General features: G+C 71.0%; 16 protein-coding genes. 8 read left to right on the plus strand and 8 right to left on the minus strand.

Going from position 1 to position 22,198, the window contains the following annotated elements:
* A partial coding sequence (locus tag VHW64_RS18900; RefSeq protein ID WP_414690540.1) for an ArgK/MeaB family GTPase occupies positions 1-587 on the plus strand: 587 nt, incomplete at its 5' end.
* Here VHW64_RS18900 and VHW64_RS18905 read toward each other — a convergent pair.
* Together VHW64_RS18905 and VHW64_RS18910 are read right to left on the minus strand one after the other, a co-directional pair.
* On the minus strand, positions 551-2,257 hold the full coding sequence (locus VHW64_RS18905) for an MFS transporter (protein ID WP_329652132.1): 1,707 nt from the start codon (positions 2,255-2,257) through the stop codon (positions 551-553). The genes VHW64_RS18900 and VHW64_RS18905 overlap by 37 nt on opposite strands.
* Complete coding sequence (locus tag VHW64_RS18910) at positions 2,254-2,691, minus strand: MarR family winged helix-turn-helix transcriptional regulator (protein ID WP_329652133.1); 438 nt, start codon at positions 2,689-2,691, stop codon at positions 2,254-2,256. Before VHW64_RS18910 ends, VHW64_RS18905 begins: the two co-directional genes overlap by 4 nt.
* 70 nt (positions 2,692-2,761) lie before the next feature.
* Between VHW64_RS18910 and VHW64_RS18915 the strand changes: the two genes are divergently transcribed.
* The 6 genes from VHW64_RS18915 to VHW64_RS18940 all read left to right on the plus strand — a co-directional run bounded on the left by VHW64_RS18915 (position 2,762) and on the right by VHW64_RS18940 (position 7,927).
* Positions 2,762-3,256 (plus strand): MarR family transcriptional regulator, encoded by a 495-nt coding sequence (locus VHW64_RS18915; protein ID WP_329652134.1) that lies wholly within the window; start codon positions 2,762-2,764, stop codon positions 3,254-3,256.
* A gap of 63 nt (positions 3,257-3,319) precedes the next feature.
* Positions 3,320-3,868, plus strand: coding sequence for an MmcQ/YjbR family DNA-binding protein (locus VHW64_RS18920; protein ID WP_329652135.1), 549 nt, complete (start codon positions 3,320-3,322; stop codon positions 3,866-3,868).
* A gap of 81 nt (positions 3,869-3,949) precedes the next feature.
* Positions 3,950-4,363, plus strand: a complete 414-nt coding sequence (locus VHW64_RS18925; RefSeq protein WP_329652136.1) for a hypothetical protein — start codon at positions 3,950-3,952, stop codon at positions 4,361-4,363.
* Between the two features lie 32 nt (positions 4,364-4,395).
* Positions 4,396-6,120: an acyl-CoA mutase large subunit family protein gene (locus tag VHW64_RS18930; protein WP_329652137.1), complete on the plus strand. Its 1,725-nt coding sequence runs from the start codon at positions 4,396-4,398 to the stop codon at positions 6,118-6,120.
* Positions 6,121-6,192: 72 nt separating this feature from the next.
* Positions 6,193-7,119: a tetratricopeptide repeat protein gene (locus VHW64_RS18935; RefSeq protein ID WP_329652138.1), complete on the plus strand. Its 927-nt coding sequence runs from the start codon at positions 6,193-6,195 to the stop codon at positions 7,117-7,119.
* Positions 7,120-7,129: 10 nt separating this feature from the next.
* Positions 7,130-7,927 (plus strand): PIG-L family deacetylase, encoded by a 798-nt coding sequence (locus VHW64_RS18940; RefSeq protein WP_329652139.1) that lies wholly within the window; start codon positions 7,130-7,132, stop codon positions 7,925-7,927.
* A gap of 99 nt (positions 7,928-8,026) precedes the next feature.
* Here VHW64_RS18940 and ppdK read toward each other — a convergent pair whose 3' ends face one another.
* The 6 genes from ppdK to VHW64_RS18970 form a co-directional block, all read right to left on the minus strand.
* The gene (gene ppdK, locus VHW64_RS18945) at positions 8,027-10,684 is read right to left on the minus strand and encodes a pyruvate, phosphate dikinase (RefSeq protein ID WP_329652140.1); all 2,658 of its coding nucleotides are present in this window, start codon (positions 10,682-10,684) and stop codon (positions 8,027-8,029) included.
* 84 nt (positions 10,685-10,768) lie between these two features.
* On the minus strand, positions 10,769-11,821 hold the full coding sequence (locus tag VHW64_RS18950; RefSeq protein WP_329652141.1) for an NUDIX hydrolase: 1,053 nt from the start codon (positions 11,819-11,821) through the stop codon (positions 10,769-10,771).
* Between the two features lie 77 nt (positions 11,822-11,898).
* Complete coding sequence (glgB, locus tag VHW64_RS18955; protein WP_329652142.1) at positions 11,899-14,085, minus strand: 1,4-alpha-glucan branching protein GlgB; 2,187 nt, start codon at positions 14,083-14,085, stop codon at positions 11,899-11,901.
* On the minus strand, positions 14,082-15,611 hold the full coding sequence (locus VHW64_RS18960) for a maltokinase N-terminal cap-like domain-containing protein (protein WP_329652143.1): 1,530 nt from the start codon (positions 15,609-15,611) through the stop codon (positions 14,082-14,084). The genes glgB and VHW64_RS18960 overlap by 4 nt, the downstream gene beginning before the upstream one ends.
* Positions 15,608-17,479, minus strand: coding sequence for a maltose alpha-D-glucosyltransferase (gene treS / locus VHW64_RS18965; protein ID WP_414690541.1), 1,872 nt, complete (start codon positions 17,477-17,479; stop codon positions 15,608-15,610). Before treS ends, VHW64_RS18960 begins: the two co-directional genes overlap by 4 nt.
* Complete coding sequence (locus VHW64_RS18970) at positions 17,401-19,395, minus strand: alpha-1,4-glucan--maltose-1-phosphate maltosyltransferase (protein WP_329652144.1); 1,995 nt, start codon at positions 19,393-19,395, stop codon at positions 17,401-17,403. The genes treS and VHW64_RS18970 overlap by 79 nt, the downstream gene beginning before the upstream one ends.
* A gap of 197 nt (positions 19,396-19,592) precedes the next feature.
* Here VHW64_RS18970 and glgP point away from each other — a divergent pair, with 197 nt between their 5' ends.
* On the plus strand, positions 19,593-22,172 hold the full coding sequence (gene glgP / locus VHW64_RS18975) for an alpha-glucan family phosphorylase (protein ID WP_329652145.1): 2,580 nt from the start codon (positions 19,593-19,595) through the stop codon (positions 22,170-22,172).
* The last annotated feature ends 26 nt before the right edge of the window (positions 22,173-22,198 follow it).

The raw sequence follows: 22,198 nt of genomic DNA on the forward strand, positions 1-22,198 counted from the left end.
ATCTGGGCGGCCTCGCCTGGAGCACGCCCCAGGCCATCCGGGTGCTGGACGCCGCGGGCTGCGACGACATCGTGATCGAGACCGTCGGGGTCGGGCAGAGCGAGGTCGAGATCGCCGGGCTCGCCGACACGACCCTGGTCCTGCTGGCGCCGGGAATGGGCGACGGCATCCAGGCCGCCAAGGCGGGAATCCTGGAGATCGGGGACGTCTACGTCGTCAACAAGGCCGACCGCGACGGAGCCGACTCGCTGCGTCGCGAGCTGCGCTCGATGCTGTCCCTCGCGGAGCGCGCGGAAGGGTCGTGGAGGCCGCCGATCGTGAAGACGGTCGCGTCGCGCGCCGAGGGCGTCGACGACCTGGCGGTCGAGATCGAGCGGCATCACGCGTGGCTGGAGTCGTCTGGCGAGCTGGCCGCGCGTCGTACCCGCCGGGCCCGCGAGGAGATCGAGGCGATCGCGCTCACGGCCCTACGCGAGCGGTGGGGCGACGTCCACGGACGCTCCGAGCTCGACGACCTCGCGGCGCAGGTCGTCGCCGGGTCGACCGACCCCTACGCCGCCGCCGAGACGCTGCTCGCCGAGCTCTGACCGGCGCGCTGGTGACGGCCCCGCGACAGCGAGGCCGCGGCGGCGACGAGCGCCATCACCGTGGCCGCGGTGAACACGATCGTCAGTCCGTGGTGGAAGGGCCCCGCGACCAGCCGCGGGAAGAACTCGTGCCCGGTCAGCGTCGCGGCGTCGGCGGGGGAGAGGTTCGTGATGGTGCCGCCGAGCAGGTGCTGGACCGGGTTGTTGCCCAGGAACGTCGCGAACAGCGTGCTGACTGGAGGCAGGCCGGCGATCTGCTCTGCCTGGTGCGGAGGGACGCCGTGAGCCCTCAGGCCGCTGGACAGCTGGGCCGGGAGCGACGACGCGAGCCCGGCGATCATCAACGAGAAGAAGACGCCGATCGACAGCGCGGTCCCGGAGTTCTGGAGGGTCGAGCGCATCCCCGAGGCGACCCCACGCTCCGACGGCGCGACGCTGCCCATGATCGCGGCGGTGTTGGGGGCCGAGAACATGCCCTGTCCCAGCCCGCTGAGCAGGAGCAGGAGAGCGAAGACGGGGTAGTCGAAGTCCACCGGGATCGACATCAGGCCGACGAACGACGCGGCGACGAGCAAGAGTCCGGTGGTGGAGAACAGCCTGGCGCCGAAGCGGTCGGAGAGGTAGCCCGAGATCGGCCCGGCGACCAGGAAGCCGCAGGTCAGCGGGAGCATGTAGATGCCGGCCCACAACGGCGTGTCCTCGAACGAGTAGCCGTGCAGAGGAAGCCAGATTCCCTGGAGCCAGATGATCAGCATGAACTGGAGCCCGCCGCGGGCGATGGCGGTGAGCAGGGCGGCCAGGTTGCCGGCCACGAACGCCCGCGACCGGAACAGGCCGAGACGGAACATCGGCGCCGCCACCCGCGACTCGACGACCGCGAAGGCGCCCAGCAGGAGGATGCCCAGCCCGAGGCCGCCCAGGACGCGCGGGCTGGTCCACCCGGTCGCGTGACCGCCGTAGGGCTGGATGCCGTAGGTGAGCGCGGTGAGGACCAGCCCCAGGCCGAGGGTGAACGTCGCGGTGCCGAGCACGTCGACCCGGGCGCGCGACCGGGCCCCGATCTCGCGCAGGCTCCGGTAGGACCAGATGGTGCCGACGATCCCGATGGGCACGCTCACCCAGAACACCGCTCGCCAGTCCCACACGGCCAGCAGCCCTCCGAGCAGCAGCCCGAGGAACTGCCCGGCCAGCCCGGTGATCTGGTTGATGCCGAGTGCCATCCCGCGCTGCTCGGAGGGGAAGGCGTCGGTGAGGATCGCCGCCGAGTTGCCGGTGAGCATCGCGCCCCCGGTGGCCTGGACGACGCGCCACCCGATCAGCCAGAGTGCGCCGGCGCGCGCGTGGAACGGGTCGACCGAGAGGCAGACGCTGGCGCCGGCGAACACGGCGAAGCCGGCGTTGTACATCCGCACGCGGCCGAAGATGTCGCCGAGCCGCCCCACCGAGACGACGAGCACCGCCGACACCAGGAGGTAGCCGAGGATCATCCAGAGCAGGTAGCCGATGTTGCCGGGCGCGAGCGGGTCCAGGCCGATGCCACGGAAGATCGCGGGCATCGCGATGATCACGATGGAGCCGTCGATGGTCGCGATCAGGATGCCGAGCGTGGTGTTGGACAGGGCGACCCACTTGTAGCGGTCGTCGTGGGTGGGGGTGGTCGTGGCGGTCACAGCGACTGCGCCACGCGGTCCAGCAGCGGGATCGCGGCGGCCAGGGCGGCGAGCTCTCCGGGGTCCAGCGTGTCGCGGAGCCCGGCCTCGAGCCGTCGCGCACTCTCCCCGCGTCGCTCGCGCCGCACCGCCGTCCCGAGTTCGGTCAGGCTGACGATGGCGCGCCTCCCGTCGGCCGGGTCGGACCTGCGCACGACGTAGCCCTTGGCCTCCATGACGGCGATGGTCGTCGCGATCGCCTGCGGGCTGACGCGCTCTTCCTCGGCGATCGTGCCGGGTGAGGCCGGGCCGCCGCGGTCGAGCCGGGCCAGGGTGGAGGCCTCGGACAGGGTCAGGTCGCCGATGGCGTGGGCCTGGCGGAGCGCGCGGGCGATGCGCCCGACGACGAGGTGGAGGTCTTCGGCGACGCTGAGCGCGGACGTGCGGGACGGCATAGATAGTTACAATAGGTTGATCAACCTCTTGGAACAAATCCGCCGGTCGCGCACGAACTAGTCTCCTGGTATGCCGCGGCTGCCGTTCGACCCGATCGACGAGGCCGCGCGTCAGTGGGGCAGGCGCTGGGACGCCGTGCCGGCCATGCACGCGGTGACCTCGCTGATGCGGGTCCAGCAGCTCGTGCTGGGCGCCCTCGACGGCATCCTGAAGCCACACGGGCTGACCTTCGCCCGCTACGAGGCGCTCGTGCTGCTCTGCTTCTCCTCGCGCGGGTCGCTGCCGCTGGGCAAGATGGGCGAACGGCTCCAGGTGCACCCGACCTCGATCACCTCGACGGTGCAGCGGCTCGAGGCCGACGGGCTGGTCGTGCGCCGGCCGCATCCCGACGACGGGCGCGCGGTGCTGGCCGAGGTGACCGACGCCGGTCGGGCGCTGGTCGAGGTCGCCACCGGCGACCTCGTGGGAGCCGACTTCGCGCTGGGCTCCCTGTCCGATGCCGAGCTGGGTCGGCTCTCCGCGCTGCTGCGTCCGGTCCGCCGCGCCGCCGGCGACTTCGACTGACCGCCGCCGGGCGGGCTGTCGGCCGCCGGGCGGGCTGTCGGTGGAGGAGGTCAGCATGGTCCGGTGACCGACTCCGACGCCGTGCGCCGCGTGGGCCTCGCGCTGCCGCGGGCCTACGAGCGCGAGGTGCGTGGTCGCTGGAAGCTCAAGGTCGGCCAGATCGTCTTCGTGGCCTTCTCGCGCGACGAGCAGGAGCTGGGCTTCGGCTTCCCCAGGGCCGAGCGCGAGGGCCTGGTCGCCGCCGATCCCGAGACCTTCTACCTCCCGGGCCGGGCCGACCTGAGATACCAGTGGGTCTGCGCACATCTCGCCCGACTCGACGAGACCGAGATGCGCGAGCTGGTCGTCGACGCCTGGCGGATGTGCACGCCCGCGATGCTGCACGACCTGCCCGACCTGCCCGAGCCGGCCGCGCAGGTGTGGAACCTCGTGGACCGCCGCGACTGGGCCGCCCTCCGGCCACTGCTCGATCCCTCGGTGCGCTTCGACGACGCGAGGGTGTCGCTCCGCGGCCGCAGCCGGGTGCTCGACCATCTCGACGCGAGTCCCACCCCCAAGCCTCCGAGGCAGGTCGAGGTCCGCGACGGGCGGCTGTTCCGCTGGCGTCGGTGAGGCCGTGCCGGTGAGGACCGGCGACGGCGACGGTCCCCGTGCTGACCCGTCCCGTTCACCTGAATGCGCCACGATGAGTCCGTGGCGAAGAAGAAGCAGCAGGCGAAGAAGGCTCCACCCCCCGCGGGAAAGGGGCTCAAGGCTGCGGTCGACAAGCTCCAGACCCGGCTCGTGGCCGCCGAGAAGTCGGCCGAGAAGTGGAAGGCGCGGGCCAAGGAGCACAAGTCTCTGGCTGCCGGGGCCAAGGCCGAGCTGGGCGTCGTACGCCGGCGCCTGGCGAGGGCCGAGGCATCCGCGACCACGTGGAAGGACCGAGCCGAGCAGAGGACGGCCGCTACGCCGGCCCCGACCCCCACGCCGGCCGCCTCCTCGGCTGAAGCGTCGCCCGTCGAGACCTGGACGGTCACCCGGCTGCGTGCCGAGGCGCGGAGCCGGGGCGTGACCGGGTACTCGCGGATGACCAGGGACCAGCTGCTCGCCGCAGTCCGTCGTTAGGGAAAACTAGTAGGACGTCCTACTATTCGGGCATGGGTGACATGGTCTCGACGGACACCACCGACGCCGACGCACGCTCTCGCTGGCAGCGGCGCTACGACGCCGCGCGGGTCCGCGACGCGGACTTCACGACGCTCTCCGGGGTCGAGGTCGACCCGGCGTACGGTCCCGCCGACGGCGACGCCTCGGAGTGGCCCGGCGAGTTCCCCTTCACCCGAGGGCTCTACGCCACCGGGTATCGCGGACGCACGTGGACCATCCGGCAGTTCGCCGGCTTCGGCAACGCCCAGCAGACCAACGAGCGCTACCGGATGATCCTCGGGCGGGGCGGGGGCGGGCTGAGCGTGGCCTTCGACATGCCCACCCTGATGGGTCGCGACTCCGACGACTCCCAGAGTCTCGGCGAGGTCGGGCACTGCGGCGTGGCCATCGACTCCGCGGCCGACATGGACGAGCTCTTCGACTCGATCCCGCTCGACGAGGTCACCACGTCGATGACGATCAGCGGGCCGGCCGTCCCCGTCTTCTGCATGTACCTCGTCGCGGCCGAGCGCCAGAGCGCGGACCTGTCGGCGCTCAACGGCACGCTTCAGACCGACATCTTCAAGGAGTACATCGCCCAGAAGGAGTGGCTGTTCACCCCCGAGCCGCACCTCCGCCTGATCGGCGACCTCATGGAGTACTGCGCGCACAACATCTCGGCGTACAAGCCGCTGTCGGTCTCGGGCTACCACATCCGCGAGGCCGGCTCGACCGCCGCGCAGGAGCTCGCGTTCACGCTCGCCGACGGGTTCGGCTACGTCGAGCTCGGTCTCAGTCGCGGGCTCGACGTGGAGGTGTTCGGTCCCGGCCTGTCGTTCTTCTTCGACGCGCACGTCGACTTCTTCGAGGAGATCGCCAAGTTCCGCGCCGCGCGGCGCATCTGGGCCCGCTGGATGCGCGACGTGTACGGCGCCACCACCGAGAAGGCGCAGTGGCTGCGCTTCCACACCCAGACCGCCGGTGTCTCGCTGACCGCCCAGCAGCCGTACAACAACGTCGTCCGGACGGGCATCGAGGCGCTCTCGGCGGTCCTCGGCGGCACGAACTCGCTGCACACCAACGCCCTCGACGAGACGCTGGCGCTGCCCAGCGAGCAGGCCGCCGAGATCGCGCTGCGCACCCAGCAGGTGATCATGGAGGAGACCGGCGTCGTGAACGTCGCCGACCCGCTCGGGGGCTCGTGGTACGTCGAGGCGCTCACCGACCGCCTCGAGGCGGAGGCGAACGCGATCTTCGACAAGATCCTCGCGATGGGCGGCTCGTCGTTGACCCACACCGACACCGAGGGGCTCGCGGCGGCGACCCGGGCCGGCGACAACCCGGTGACGAAGGGGCTGCTGCGCGGCATCGAGGACGGCTGGTTCATGGCGGAGATCGCCGAGGCGGCGTTCCAGTACCAGACGGCCCTGGAGAAGGGCGACAAGAGGATCGTCGGGGTCAACGTCCACACGGACTCGATCACCAGCGACCTGGAGATCCTGCGGATCTCCCACGAGGTGGAGGTCGAGCAGGTCAGGGCCTTGAGCGCGCGGCGGGCGGCGCGCGACGAGGAGGCTGTGGCGGCGGCGATCCAGCGGATGGTCGACGTCGGCCGCACCGACGGCAACATGATCGAGCCGATGCTCGACGCGTGCCGGGTCGAGGCGACCCTCGGCGAGATCTGCGACGCGCTGCGTGCCGAGTGGGGCGAGTACCGCGAGCCGGCGCGCTTCTGAGGGGGGTCGCCCGGCACCCGTCTCGCAAACCACCCGCCGGAAGGCCGACCGGTCGTCCCTAGGATGGCCGTCATGACGCAGCAGCCGTTCAGCCGCCCGGGCGCCGTCGACCTGTCGGGCCTCCAGCGCCCCGCTCCAGCCGATGGGCAGGCATCCGCCGCCGGGTCCTCGGCGTACTCCCTCGAGGTCGACGAGCAGAGCTTCCAGTCCCTCCTCGAGTCCTCGGTCACCGCGCCGGTGGTCCTGGTCTTCTACTCGCCGAGCCGGGCGCCCGAGAGCACGACGTACGCCCTCGAGGTCGCAGCGGCGACCGAGGCCTACGAGGGTCGCTTCCTGGCCGGCCTGGTCGACATCGACGCGACGCCGTCGATCGCGGCGAGCCTCCAGATCCCCCAGGTGCCGCTGCTGATGGTGATCCTCGACGGCAGGCCGGCGGCGCAGCCGATCCCCGGCGTGCTCCGGCGTGACGAGCTCGACGCCCTGCTCAACCAGCTCGCCCAGGGCCTGACCACGCAGGGGATCACCGCGCGTCACCAGCCGCTCTCGCACCCTGCCTCCGCCGACGACGAGGGCGGCGAGCCCCAGGCCGACCCGAGGTACGCCCCGGCCGAGCAGGCGCTGGCCTCCGGCGACGTCGACGCCGCGGTCGCGGAGTACCAGCGCCTCGTCGATGCCAACCCCGCCGACACCGAGGCGGCAGCCGGCCTGGCGATGGCCAAGGTGCTCCAGCGCACCCAGGGCGTCGACGCCGATGCCGCCCGCGCGGCCGCGGTCGCCGATCCCGACGACGTCGGCGCCCAGACCCTCGCCTCCGACGTCGACCTGCTCGACGGCGACGTCGACTCGTCCTTCGACCGGCTTGTCGACCTGGTCCGGCGTTCCTCCGGCGATGAGCGCAACCAGGCCCGCGAGCACCTCATCGGCCTCTTCGCGGCCGTGGGGAACGACGATCCACGGGTGCTGCGCGGTCGACAGAGCCTCGCGTCGGCGCTGTTCTGAGGTGGCCTCGGTGAGCACGATCGTCTTCACCCACGCCCATCCCGACGACGAGGCGTCCCAGACGTCGGGAGCGATGGCCCGGGCCGCCGCCGAGGGCAACCGCGTCGTGGTGGTGTTCGCGACCAACGGCGAGCACGGTGAGGTCGCCGTCGACGCCGTCGACGGCGAGAGCGTGGCCGACCACCGGCGCCGCGAGGCCGAAGCCTCCGCCCGCGCGCTCGGGCTCTCCCGCATCGTCTGGCTGGGATACGCGGACTCCGGGATGACCGGCTGGGAGCAGAACGACGCCGAGGGCTCCTTCCACGCCGCCGATCTCGACGAGGCGGCCCGCCGGCTGGCCGGCGTGCTCGACGAGGAGGACGCCGACGTCCTGGTCGGCTACGACTGGCACGGCGGCTACGGCCATCCCGACCACGTCAAGGTGCACGCGCTCGTGCACGCGGCAGCGCCGCTGGCTCGTCGTACCCCGCGGCTGCTGGAGTCGACCATGAACCGCGATGAGATCCGGCGGGTGTTCGAGGCGACTCGCCAGGCGGGGGTCGAGCCGGACTGGAACCCCGACGACCCGATGGACGACGGCAACCCGCTCGGCGAGCCCGAGTCCGCGATCACCTGGCAGGTCGACGTCTCGGGGTATCTGCGCCACCGGCGCGCCTCGATGGAGGCACACCGCTCCCAGGCGACGGACATCGAGCAGTTCCTGGGGATGTCCGACGACGTGTTCGCGATGGCCTTCGGCACCGAGCACTACATCGAGCCCGGCGACGACGGCCCGATGCGCCCCGGCTGGCCCTTCACCCTCCGTTGAGACGTTGTCACCGGACCGGGTAGTCCCTGACAGAAACGTCGTCACCGGACCCCGATCCCGACATTTCTGTCAGGGACTACCCGTCAGAGCGCGCCCTCCTCAACCGAGGGTGGAGCGGCCGGCTTCGAGGCGGGCGACCGGGACTCGGAACGGCGAGCAGGAGACGTAGTCGAGGCCGATCTCGTCGAAGAAGTGGATCGAGGCCGGGTCGCCGCCGTGCTCGCCGCAGACGCCGAGGTGCAGGTCCGGGTTGGCCTTCCGCCCCAGCCGGGCGGCATGGCGCACGAGCCGTCCGACGCCGTCGACGTCGAGCGACTCGAACGGGCTCACCTGGAAGATCCCGTGCTCGAGGTAGCGGCTGAAGAACGACGACTCGACGTCGTCGCGCGAGAACCCCCAGGTCATCTGGGTCAGGTCGTTGGTGCCGAAGGAGAAGAACTCCGCCGACCCGGCGATCTCGTGGGCGGTCACGGCCGCCCGGGGCAGCTCGATCATGGTGCCGACCTTGTGCGGGACCGAGGTGCCGCGCTCCGTCTCGACGTCGCGGGCGACCTCGGCGATCTGGCCCTTGACCAGGTCCAGCTCGGTGACCGCCGCGACCAGGGGGATCATGATCTCCGGCTGGGGGTCGCCACCGGCCGCGAGCCGCTGGGCGGCGGCCTCCAGGATCGCGCGCACCTGCATCTTGAACAGGCCCGGGATCACGATGCCGAGGCGTACGCCGCGCAGTCCGAGCATCGGGTTCTGCTCGTGCAGCCGCTTGACGGCCTCCAGCAGCCGCTGGTCGTGCTCGTCGAGGTCGTCCTGCTCCTCGTCCAGCGCGACCTTGACCGAGAGATCGGTGTAGTCCGGCAGGAACTCGTGCAGCGGAGGGTCGATCAGCCGAATCGTGACCGGCAGGCCGTCCATCGCCTCCAAGATGCCGCGGAAGTCGTCTCGCTGAAGCGGGAGCAGCGCCGCGAGGGCGGTCTCCTGGCCGGCCTCGTCGTCGGCGACGATGAGGTTCTCGACGAGCTGACGTCGCTCGCCGAGGAACATGTGCTCAGTGCGGCACAGACCGATGCCCTCGGCCCCGAACCGGCGCGCCCGCGCGGCGTCCTCCGGGGTGTCGGCGTTGGCCCGCACGCGCAGGCGGCGCACGTCGTCGGCGCGCTTCATGACCCGGTCGACGGCGTGGACGAGGTCCTCGTCCACGTGCTCGCCCTCGAGGTAGCGCATCACCATCGAGTCGGTGACGGGGACGGCACCTGCGAACACCTCGCCGGTCGTGCCGTCGATGGAGATGACGTCACCCTCGCGGATCGGGTCACCGCCCCGGACCCTGGCCCGTCGCTTCTTGGAGCTCACGTCGAGGGCCTCCACGCCGCACACGCAGGTGCGGCCCATGCCGCGGGCGACAACGGCGGCATGCGACGTCTTGCCACCTCGGCTGGTGAGGACTCCGCGCGCGGCGACCATGCCGCGCAGGTCGTCGGGGTTGGTCTCCTTGCGGACCAGGATCACGTCCTCCCCGCGCCCGGCCCACTCCACGGCCGTGTCGGAGTCGAAGACGGCCTTGCCGACCGCGGCCCCCGGTGAGGCGTTCATGCCCCGGGCGAGCAGCGTCCGCTCCGCGGTCTCGTCGAAGCGCGGGAACATCAGCTGCGCCAGCTGGGCGCCGGTGACCCGGCGCAGCGACTCGTCGGTGTCGATCAGGCCCTCGTCGGTCATGTGCCGGCCGATCCGGAACGCCGCCTCGGGGGTCCGCTTGCCGACGCGGGTCTGGAGCATCCACAGCTTGCGGCGCTCGACGGTGAACTCGATGTCGCACATGTCGCGGTAGTGCTTCTCGAGCTTGTCCATGATCGACAGCAGGGCGTCGTGCGACGCCTTGTCGATGCGCTCCATGTCCGCCAGCGACACCGTGTTGCGGATGCCGGCGACGACGTCCTCGCCCTGGGCGTTCTGGAGGTAGTCGCCGTAGACGCCCTGGTTGCCCGACGCCGGGTCGCGTGTGAAGGCCACCCCGGAGCCGGAGTCCTCACCGCGGTTGCCGAAGACCATCGCCTGCACGTTCACCGCCGTGCCCAGGGCTTCGTCGATGCGCTCCTGGCGACGGTAGAGCACAGCCCGCTCGGTGTGCCAGGAGTCGAAGACGGCGCGCATCGCGAGCTCGAGCTGCTCGCGTGGGTCCTGCGGGAAGTCGCGTCCGGCGTGCTCACGGATCGCGTCTCGGAACATCGCGACCAGATCGCGCAGGTCGTCGACGCCGAGGTCGGTGTCGGTGGTGGCTCCGCGATCCTTCTTGAGCCTGTCCAGCGCGCGGGAGAACACCTCGGAGTCGATGCCGAGCACCGTCGCCCCGAACATCTGGAGCAGCCGACGGTAGGAGTCCATCGCGAAGCGCTCGTCGTTGCTCTGCTCGGCCAGGCCCCGGACGGACTCGTCGTTGAGCCCGACGTTGAGCACGGTCTCCATCATCCCGGGCATCGAGACCGCCGCACCCGACCGCACGCTGACCAGCAGCGGGTCGGACGGCTCGCCCAGCCGACGTCCCATCTCCTGCTCCAGGGCCGACAGGTGCTGGTCGATCTCGGCGGCGAGCCCGTCCGGCAGGTCACCCTGCGCGAGGTAGGCGCGGCAGGCCTCCGTCGAGATCGTGAAGCCGGGCGGCACCGGCAGGCCCAGGTTGGTCATCTCGGCGAGGTTCGCGCCCTTGCCGCCGAGCAGCTCCTTCTGGTCCTTGTCGCCCTCGGTGAAGTCATAGACGTAGGTCATGGGCCGATCCTCGCCGTCGCTGGTCGAACCTGTCGAGACCGCCGTGCAGGATCGGAGGCCCTCGACGGGCTCGACCAGCGTGGGTCAGCCACCGCTCTCGACGTACGCCGGGTGGGCGCCGTCGGCGAGGCTGGCCAGCGCGGACCCGATCCGGCGGCTGGTGAAGTCGGCGCATCGCTCGTGCACCTGCTCCGGGGTGGCGAACTCCGCCTCGCGGATCTCCCGGGCCTGCTTGACGATCCCGTCGGTGAGGCTCGCGTCGTGCTCGCCTCCGTCGAAGACCAGGCAGACGGCGTCGTCCCACCCGCCCCACGGGGGCAGCCAGTCGGTGAGGAGCAGCGGTCCGGCCTCGATGTCGAGCCCCAGCTCCTCCTTCACCTCGCGGGTGGCCGCGAGCTGCGGCGACTCCCCGACCTCGACCACGCCGCCGGGCAGGTCCCAGTCGTTCTTGTAGGTCAACCGGCAGATCAGCACGCGGCCCGCGCGGTCGCGCAGCAGGAGCTGGCTGATCGCGCGCTTGCGCGGAAGGAAGGAGTTGAGCAGGGCGCGAAACCCCTCGGGCTCGGAGGTGGGGGTGTCGGTGGCGAGGCGCGACAAGATGACCATCCCGGTGGCGTCGGGCCGGTCGGCCATGCCCAGGACCACCCGTCGCACGCCCTCACGGTGAAGCCCGGCCCGGGTGGCAACCCGCAGTGACGCGGCATTGCGGGGGTCGACCTCGGCCTGCACCCGTCGTGCGCCGAGCTCGGCGAGGGAGAAGTCGGCCAGGAGGCGGGCCGCCCGGGCGGCGAACCCGTGCCCGCGGTGTCCGGAATAGAGCAACCACGACAACGAGATCGTCTGGTCGCCCTCGGGGCGCGCCGCGACCGTGCCCACGGTCACGGCGTCGTGGTGGATGGCGAAGGTGTGCCGCTCTCCCGCGGCCCACTCGCGGCGCCATCGCTGCACGACGTCGAGCATCCCGTCACGGGTCGACGGCCCGGGCTGGCCCAACCACAGCCGAGCCTCGTCATCCTCCCCGTCGACGTGCGCCGCAATGTCGGACTCCTCGAACGGTCGCAGCGTGACCACTCCGTCGGTCAGCTCGAGTCCGTCGCGCTCGACGGGCTCGCCCGCGGCCGTCGGCTCGTCGCTCACCCTCCGACCCTAACCAGGATGTTCCTCGGCCCGGGGTTCGGGCGCCGCAGCACGTGCCGGCGAGACCCGAACCGGCCTCAGGCGGGGCGCAGCCAGACGGTGGCCAGGGGCGGCAGGACGAGCGTGGCGTGGGCGGGCTGGCCGCTCTCCCCGCCCTCGACCGCGGTGACCGAGCCGAGGTTGCCCACGCCGGACCCGGTGTACGTCGCGGCGTCGGTGTTCACCGCCTCGCGCCAGGTCCCGGCGGCGGGCAGCCCGAGCCGGAAGTCGCTGTGGGGAACCGACGAGAAGTTCGACACCGACACCAAGGTCGACCCGTCGACCCCGCGCCGGATGAACGAGAAGACGTTGCGAGCGGCGTCGTTGGCGTCGACCCATGCGAAGGAGTCCGGCTCGTTGTCGCGCGACCAGATCGCGGGCGAGTCGGCGTAGGCGCGGTTGAGGTCCTTCATCAGCCGGTGGACACCGAGGTGCTCGGGGTGGTCCAGGAGCCACCAGTCGAGCTCGCGGGACTCCGCCCACTCCGACTCCTGGCCGATCTCGGCGCCCATGAAGAGCAGCTGCTTGCCCGGGTGTGCCCACATGAACGCGAGGTAGGCCCGCAGGTTCGCCAGCTGCTGCCAGCGGTCGCCGGGCATCTTGCGCAGCAGCGAGCCCTTGCCGTGCACGACCTCGTCGTGCGAGAGCGGCAGCACGAAGTTCTCGCTGAAGGCGTAGGTGAGGCCGAAGGTCATCTCGTTGTGGTGCCACGCGCGGTGCACGGGCTCGCGGGCGAGGTAGTCGAGGGAGTCGTGCATCCAGCCCATGTTCCACTTGAAGCCGAAGCCGAGACCGTCGCTGTCGGTCGCGCGGGTCACACCCGGCCACGACGTCGACTCCTCGGCGATGGTGGTCGCTCCGGGGACCCTCTTGTAGACCGTGGCGTTCATCTCCTGGAGGAACTGCACGGCCTCGAGGTTCTCGTTGCCGCCCAGAGCGTTGGGCGACCACTCGCCCTCGGAGCGGGCGTAGTCGAGGTAGAGCATCGAGGCCACGCCGTCGACACGCAGCCCGTCGGCGTGGAACTCCTCCAGCCAGTAGAGCGCGTTGGCGTAGAGGTAGTTGCGCACCTCGCGCCGGCCGAAGTTGAAGATGTGGGAGCCCCACTCCTTGTGCCAGCCCCGCTGGGGGTTCGGGTCCTCGTACAGCGGGGTGCCGTCGAAGCGGGCCAGCGCCCAGGCGTCGGTGGCGAAGTGTCCGGGGACCCAGTCGAGCAGGACGCCGATCCCGCGCTGGTGGAAGGCGTCGACGAGCCGGCGGAACCCGTCGGGATCGCCGAACCGGGCATCTGGTGCGAAGTACGACGTGACGTGGTAGCCCCAGGACCCGCCGAAGGGGTGCTGCATCACCGGCATCAGCTCGACATGGCTGAAGCCGAGGTCGGCGACGTAGGGGACGAGCTCGTCGACGAGCTGGTCCCAGGTCAGGACGGCGCCGTGTCGCTTCCGCCACGACGCGAGGTGCACCTCGTAGATCGACATCGGCTCGGCGATCGGCGGGCGGGTGCCCCGGCTCCGCATCCAGTCGTCGTCGCCCCACACGTGGGAGGACTCGTAGACCCGGCTCGACGTCGCCGGCGGCACCTCGGCCCAGGAGGCCATCGGGTCGGCCTTCTCCCGCCAGTCGCCGTCGGCGCCCAGCACGACGTACTTGTAGCCCGCGCCGGGGCCGACGCCGGGCACGAACAGCTCCCAGACGCCGGACGCCCCGAGCTGGCGCATGGGGTGCTCGCGCCCGTCCCAGGAGTTGAAGTCGCCCTCCAGCCGCACGCCGCGGGCACCGGGTGCCCACACCGCGAACGACGTGCCGGAGACGTCGCCCGTCGACGCCCGGTAGTGGTGGACGCGCGCCCCGAGGACCGTCCAGAGCAGCTCGTGGCGGCCCTCGTTGACCAGGTGCAGGTCGACCTCGCCGAGGGTCGGCAGGAAGCGGTAGGGGTCGTCGACCGTCACCGCGCCGTGGCCGTAGTCGACCTCCAGGCGGTAGTCCGGCACGTCGGCCTCGGGCCCCTCCGCCACCAGCTCGCCGACCCAGACCCCGTCGTGCTCGTGCTCCAGGGGCAACCGGACGCCGTCGGCGGTCACGACGGTGACCGTGCGCGCCAGTGGCTTGTAGGCGCGGAACGTCGTGGAGCCGGCGTCGGGGTGGGGCCCGAGGAGGCCGTGCGGAGCGCCGTACTCGCCGCGCGTGAGCTGGTCGATCTCGGAGTGGGGGACCTGCTTCATCGCTTCCTCACCGCTGCTCCATCGGTTCCCGCGGCCAGGGCTGCCAGGGGGATGGACAGCCAGGTCGGTCGGTTGCGTGCCTCGTAGACGCACTCGTAGACGGCCTTGTCGGCCACGTAGGCCGCCAGCAGCGTCTGCTCGTCGCCGGTGAGGTCGCGTCCGGCGTACGCCTCGAGGAACGCCGCCTGGTTGCGCGCCGACCACTCCGCAGCCCGGAAGGCGCGCTGCTCGACGCCGTCGTCGCCGGTCGGGGCGGTGGTCATCGCGGTCATCGCGGTCACGCGGGGCGCGTAGTCGAACGAGCGCAGCATCCCGGCGACGTCACGCCAGCGGGAGTCGGGCAGGACGCGCTCCGCGAGGTCCTTGGCGGGCTCGCCCTCGAAGTCCACGATCTTCCAGCCCTTCGCGGTCCGCAGGGTCTGCCCCAGATGGAGGTCGCCGTGGATCCGCTGGATCGCCCCGTCCTCGATCGCTCCCACGGCGGCGAACAGCTCACGCAGCGCCGGGGCCTGGTCGTCCAGCTCCGGGACGACGGTCAGCGCCGCCTCGAGCCGGCCGGTCATCGCCGCGGCGAGCTCGGCGTGCTCCGAGGCGGTGCGTCGGCTCGTCGGGAAGTGCTCGGCGAGCAGGGCGTGGGTGTGCGCCACCGCCTCGCCGAGCCGTTGCGCCTCCGCGGCGAAGTCGCCGCCGACCTCGTCGGCGTACAGGTCCGCCTCGGCGAACAGGTTGCGCACACTGGTCAGCGCCAGCTCCCAGCCGTCACTGGCGGTCCTCAGGAGCTGCTGGAGCATCCCCAGCTGCAAGACCCCGCCGTCCGCTGGTCGAGGAAGGCGGTGCTCCCCACCTGTCTCGAACCCATCGGACCCGACGCCGCCGGGAGCCTCGACCCACCCCAGCAACGCGGCGACGGTGTCCGTGCCGGCCAGGGTGAGCCGCTCGTGGATCTCGATGTCGGGGTTGACCCCGGGGGTCACCCGCCGGAAGAGCTTGAGCAGCGCCTGCTCGCCGAAGGCCACCGAGGAGTTCGACTGCTCACCGCTGAACGGCGTGGACGACGAGGTCGGGTCCAGCCGGGTCCCGGGCAGGAGGTGGAACCGGAGCGGCCCGTCTGGCGGGTAGGCGAAGGCCCGCAGGTAGGCCGCCATCGCCTCCCGGTCGTGGACGGCGTCGTAGGCGTGGGTCCACCCCACGTCGGGGTCCTCCCACCAGCCCACGAAGGCGTGGTCGAGCCGGTGCTCGGGCTCGGTGTAGAGAGCCATCGGCAGCTGGTAGAGGTCCGTCGCCCCGTCGGCGTACGTCGCCTCGACGATGTCGACCACGACCCGCGGGCTCTCGCCGGCCACGACGCCCAGCCGGTGCACCCCGGTGACGCGCACGCCGCGCCCCTTGCCACCGAACCACCGCGCTCCCTCGAGGTACTCGGAGAGCTGGCGGAGGGCGTCGCCGGAGGTCGTCGGACCCTCGGTCTCGCCCGCCGTGGGGCGGGCAGTCGTGCTGGCGGTCGCGGTCGGGTTCTCGTCCGTCACGGGGCGGTGGCCTCCTCGGGTGGTGCGATGAGTCTGAACCAGTAGAACCCGTACCCACCAAGGGTCAGCAGATACGGCAGCTCGCCGATGCTCGGGAAGGGGACGCCGCCCAGCAGCTCGACCGGGACGCAGCCCTCCCAGCGGCGCAGGTCCAGCTCGACCGGCTGCGCGAACCGGGACAGGTTGTTGACGCACACGATGACGTCCGTGGCGCCGTCCTCGGACGCGTGCTCGCGCGCGTAGGACAGCACCGAGGGGTTCGTCCCGCCGAGGTCCAGGAACGAGCCCAGGCCGAGCGCCGGATGACCACGGCGGGCGTGGATCATCCGGCGGGTCCACTGGAGCAGTGACGAGGCGTCCTCGAGCTGTGCCTCGACGTTCACGCTCTGGTAGCCGTAGACCGGGTCCTGGATCGCCGGAAGGTGCAGCTTGCCCGGCGTGGCCGAGGAGAAGCCGGCGTTGCGGTCGGGGGTCCACTGCATGGGGGTCCGGACGCCGTCGCGGTCGCCGAGCCAGATGTTGTCGCCCATCCCGATCTCGTCGCCGTAGTAGAGGACCGGGCTGCCCGGCAGGGAGAGCAGGAGTGCGGTGAACAGCTCCATCCGGTTGACGTCGTTGTCCAGGAGGGGCGCCAGTCGTCGGCGGATGCCGATGTTGGCCTTCATCCGTGGGTCCTTGGCGTACTCGTCCCACATGTAGTCGCGGTCCTCGTCGGTGACCATCTCCAGGGTCAGCTCGTCGTGGTTGCGCAGGAAGATGCCCCACTGGCAGTTGTCGGGGATCGGCGGCGTCAGCTCCATGATCTCCGAGATCGGGAAGCGCGACTCGCGGCGGACGGCCATGAAGATGCGCGGCATCACCGGGAAGTGGAAGCACATGTGGCACTCGTCGCCGTCGCCGAGATACTCACCGGTGTCGTCGTCGCGCTTGCCGCCGAAGTAGTCGACCACGTCCGCGGGCCACTGGTTAGCCTCGGCGAGCAGGACCCGGCCGGGGTAGTTCTCGTCGATGAACCGCCGCACCATGCGCAGGAACTCGTGGGTCTCCGGGAGGTTCTCCCCGTTGGTGCCGGGTCGCTCGTAGAGGTACGGCACGGCATCGAGCCGGAACCCGTCCAGACCCATGTCGAGCCAGAACGACATGGCCTCGAGCATCGCCTCGTGCACCTTCGGGTTGTCGAAGTTGAGGTCGGGCTGGTGGGAGAAGAAGCGGTGCCAGAAGTACTGCTGGCGCACCGGGTCCCAGGTCCAGTTGGAGGGCTCGGTGTCCACGAAGATGACCCGGGCGTCCTCGTACATCTCGTCGGTGTCGGACCAGACGTAGAAGTCGCCGTAGGGGCCGTCCGGGTCGCTGCGCGAGGCCTGGAACCACGGGTGCGCGTCGCTGGTGTGGTTCATCACGAAGTCGACGATCACCCGCATGCCTCGCTGGTGGGCGGCCGCGACGAAGTCGCGGAAGTCGTCGACGGTGCCGCACTCGGGGAGGATCGAGGTGTAGTCGGCGACGTCGTAGCCACCGTCGCGCAGCGGCGAGGTGAAGAACGGCGGCACCCACAGGCAGTCGACTCCCAGCCAGTTGAGGTAGTCGAGCTTCTCGATCAGGCCTTGGAAGTCTCCGGTGCCGTCGCCGTTGGAGTCTCGGAACGACCGCACCAGCACCTCGTAGAAGACCGCGGTCTTGTACCAGTCGGGCTGCTCCTGCTCCGAGGTCGACCCGACGATGTCGCTCTCGTTCTGTCCGCTCGTCGAGCCCTCCTCGTTGGTCGAGCTCGTCGAGACCACACCGTCGCTCACGACGTCCTCCGCACGCTCAGGACATGGGCCGGCTCGACATAGGGATCGAGGCGCACGTAGTTGTGCTGGCCCCAGTGCCAGTCCTCGCCGGTGACCTCGTCGTGGACGGCCAGGCTGTCCTGCCAGTCCAGGCCCAGCGCCGGCAGGTCGAGGTGGATGATCGTCTCGCGCGCGGCGTGCGGATCGAGGTTGACCACCACGATCACCAGATCGTCGCCGCCGCCCTCGCTGGTCGAGCCTGTCGAGACCTGCTTGCTGAAGACCAGCACGTTCTCGTCGTCACTGGAGTGGACGACGAGGTGGCGCAGCTGCTGGAGGGCCGGGTGGGCACGGCGCATCTCGTTGAGCCGGGTGAGGTACGGCGCGAGCGTGGTGTCGTCCTTCTCGGCGGCCGCCCAGTCGCGGACGCGGATCTGGTACTTCTCCGAGTCGAGGTACTCCTCGCTGCCCGGCCGGACCGCGACGTGCTCGAACAGCTCGTAGCCGGCGTATACCCCCCAGCTCGGCGAGCCGGTCGCGGCCAGCACCGCCCGGATCTTGAACGCCGCCGGGCCGCCGTACTGCAGGAAGGCGTGGAGGATGTCCGGGGTGTTGACGAAGAAGTTCGGTCGCATCAGGTGGTCGGTAGCGCCCGAGACCTCGCGGAGGTAGTCCTCGAGCTCCCACTTCGCCGTGCGCCAGGTGAAGTAGGTGTAGCTCTGGTGGAAGCCGACGGCGCCGAGCGCGGACATCATCGCCGGCCGGGTGAAGGCCTCGGCGAGGAACAGCACGTCGGGGTCGGTACGGCGTACCTCGCGCAGCAGCCACTCCCAGAACGCGACCGGCTTGGTGTGGGGATTGTCCACCCGGAAGATCCGTACGCCGTGGGACATCCAGTGGCGGACGATGCGCAGGACCTCCTTGCAGATGCCCTTCGGGTCGTTGTCGAAGTTGACGGGGTAGATGTCCTGGTACTTCTTCGGCGGGTTCTCGGCGTGGGCGATGGTGCCGTCGGCCTGCGTCGTGAACCACTCAGGGTGGGCCTTCACCCACGGATGGTCGGGCGCGCACTGGAGCGCCAGGTCGAGCGCCACCTCGAGTCCGAGCGACTGCGCCCGCGCCACGAACGCGTCGAAGTCGTCCAGGGTGCCGAGGTCCGGGTGGACCGCGTCGTGTCCGCCGTCCTCGCTGCCGATCGCCCAGGGCGACCCCGGGTCGTCGGGGCCGGGGTCGAGGGTGTTGTTGGGTCCCTTGCGGTTGACCTCCCCGATCGGGTGGATCGGGGGAAGGTAGATGACGTCGAAGCCCATCGCCGCGACCGCCTCGAGTCTCTCGGCGGCGGTGCGCAGCGTGCCGCTCACCGCCGCACCGGACTCCTCGTCGTAGGTCGCGCCCTCGGAGCGGGGGAAGAACTCATACCAGCTCCCGAACAGCGCGAGGGCCCGGTCGGCGTAGAGCGGGTAGGGGCCCTCGACCGTGAGCAGCCTGCGCAGCGGGTGGGCGGTGAGCACGTCGACCAGCTCGGGAGCCTGGAGGGCCGCCAGGCGTGCCTCGACCGGGCGTGAGTCGTCGCGGGCGGCGGAGGCCGCGCCCGTGACGACCTTCTTCTCCTGCGGGTCGAGCCCGGGCTCGGCAGCGACCTCGTCGAGCAGCAGCCCGCCCTCGGTGAACATCAGCTCCACGTCGACGCCCGCTGGGATCTTCAGCCCGGCGGCGTGCTGCCAGGTGGCGACGGGGTCGGACCAGGCGTGCACCTCGAAGGTCCACGCGCCCACGGAGTCGGGCGTGACCCACGTCGTGTAGCGGTCGGGGACCTCCGTCTCGGTCATCCGCACCGGGGCGCGCCTCGCGCCGTCCGGGGCGACGAGGACGACCTCGGCCCCGAGCCGGTCGTGGCCCTCGCGGAAGATGGTCGCGGAGACGGGCAGCGACTCCTCCACGGTGGCCTTTGCGGGGAGTCGGCCGAGGTCGACCAGTGGCATGACGTCCATGACTGGGATGCGTCCGACCATGCTCGCCACCCTTCCGAATCAGCACCCACCGTGCAAGGTGAGGCGTCGGGCAACGCTCCCCGCTCGTCGGTCGAGCGGGCCGAGACCACCGCGCCTGGCCACGCCGTACCCCGTCACCGGCGGGGTACGCAGCCGAGGACGCGCCGGATTCGGTCATAAATTGGAACGATCAAGTCGATCTCGGCTACCGTCGTCCAGTGCGTGCGATCCGTCGATTCACCGTCCGTCCGGTCCTGCCCCCGGCGCTCTCTGCGCTGGCCGATCTCGCGGGGAACCTCCGGTGGTCCTGGCACCCGCCGACCCAGGACGTCTTCGGCGAGGTCGACCCCGAGACCTGGGAGTCGACCAAGCACGACCCGGTGCGGCTGCTGGGGGCGGTGAGCCCCGAGCGGCTCGAGCAGCTCGCCGGTGACCAGGGGTTCCTCGACCGCCTCGGGTCGGCCAAGGCCGATCTCGACGCCTACCTCGCCGGAGAGCGGTGGTACACCCGCAAGGCCGGTGACGACGCCCCGACGCGGATCGCCTACTTCTCCCCGGAGTTCGGCATCACCGCGGTCCTGCCGCAGTACTCCGGCGGCCTCGGCATCCTCGCCGGTGACCACCTCAAGGCGGCCAGCGACCTCGGGGTCCCACTCGTCGGCGTCGGCCTGCTCTACCACGCGGGCTACTTCAAGCAGTCGCTCTCGCGCGAGGGCTGGCAGCTCGAGACCTACCCCGTCCTGGACCCCGACGAGCTCCCCATCACGCTCCTGCGCGACGAGCAGGGGGAGCGCGCGACGATCTCCATCGCCCTGCCTGACGGCCCGGACCTGATGGCGAAGATCTGGGTGGCGCAGGTGGGTCGGGTGCCCCTGCTCCTGCTGGACTCCGATGTCGAGGGCAACCCCGACCACTACCGCGACGTCACCGACAGGCTCTACGGCGGCTCCTCGGAGCACCGTCTACGCCAGGAGATCCTCCTCGGCATCGGAGGGGTGCGGGCGCTGCGCGTACACGCGCAGCTGACCGGCGCGCCCGAGCCCGAGGTGTTCCACACCAACGAGGGCCATGCCGGCTTCCTCGGCCTGGAGCGGATCCGCGAGCTGACCGTCGAGGAGGGCGGCCCCGGGCTCGACTTCCCGACCGCGCTGGAGGTCTCGCGAGCCTCGACCGTGTTCACTACCCACACGCCGGTGCCGGCGGGTATCGACCGATTCTCCCGCGAGCTCATCGAGCAGTACTTCGGCAGCGCCGGACCGCTCTCGGGCGTCCCCCTCGAGCGGATCCTGGCCCTCGGGGCCGAGGACTACGCCGGCGGCGACCCGACGGTGTTCAACATGGCGGTGATGGGCTTCCGGCTCTCCCAGCGCGCCAACGGCGTCTCCCAGCTCCACGGTCACGTCAGCCGCGAGATGTTCCACGGCCTGTGGCCGGCGTTCGACGAGGCCGAGGTGCCGATCACGTCGATCACCAACGGCGTCCACGCTCCGACCTGGGTCGGGCGTGAGGTCTTCGACCTCGCCGAGCGGCACGGCGCCCATGGCGACTCGGACGGGGTCGACTCCTTCTGGGAGGCGGTCGACCGCGCGCCGTCGGCCGACATCTGGACGGTCAAGCGGCTGCTCCGCGAGCGGCTCGTGGCCGACGCTCGGCAGCGGCTGCTCAAGTCCTGTCTCAAGCGCGGGTATCCCGCCGCCGAGTGCGCCTGGGTCGAGGAGGCGCTCGACCCCGACGTCCTGACGATCGGGTTCGCGCGCCGCGTCCCGTCGTACAAGCGGCTGACGCTGATGCTGCGCGACCAGGAGCGGCTCAAGCGGCTGCTCCTCCACCCCGAGCGCCCGGTGCAGCTGATCATCGCCGGCAAGTCCCACCCCGCGGACGACGGCGGCAAGCGGCTGATCCAGGAGCTCGTGCGCTTCGCCGACGACCCCGAGGTCCGCCACCGCATCGTGTTCCTGCCCAACTACGACATCGCGATGGCACAGCCGCTCTACCCCGGCTGCGACGTCTGGCTGAACAACCCGCTGCGCCCCTACGAGGCGTGCGGCACCTCGGGCATGAAGGCGGCGCTGAACGGCGGGCTCAACCTCTCGATCCTCGATGGCTGGTGGGACGAGTGGTACGACGGGTCGAACGGCTGGGCCATCCCGTCGGCCGACGGGGTCGAGGACGTCGAGCGACGTGACGACCTCGAGGCGACGGCGCTCTACGACCTGATCGAGAAGGACATCGCCCCGCGCTTCTACGACCTCGACCACGACGGCGTACCCAGCCGCTGGATCGAGATGGTGCGGCACACCCTGAAGTCGCTGGGGCCCAAGGTCCTGGCGACCCGGATGGTGCGCGACTACGTCCGCCAGCTCTACACGCCCGCGGCGATCACCGGCCGGTCGCTGAACTCCGACTTCAAGGGCGCCACCGAGCTGGCGGCCTGGAAGAAGCAGGTACGCGCCGGCTGGGCCGACGTCCGCGTCGAGCACGTCGAGAGTCACGGCGTCGGGGACAACCCCGAGGTCGGCTCGGTGCTCACCGTCCGCGCCTTCGTGGCCCTCGGGTCGCTGACGCCGGACGATGTCGCCGTCGAGGTCGTGCACGGGGTGATCGACGGTGAGGACGACCTGGTCGACGCCACCGTGACCCGCCTCGAGCTCGCCGACAGCTACGACGGTGGCCGCCATCGCTTCGACGGCGAGGTCCAACTCAAGCGCGGTGGTGCCTTCGGCTACTCCGTGCGGATCGTCCCCCGCCACGCCGTCCTGGCCTCGGTCTCCGAGATGGGCCTGATCGCCCTGCCCTGACGCCGAGGTCGGGCTTTGTCAGGGTC

This window comes from Nocardioides sp., from assembly GCF_036267815.1.
Lineage (GTDB): Bacteria > Actinomycetota > Actinomycetes > Propionibacteriales > Nocardioidaceae > Nocardioides.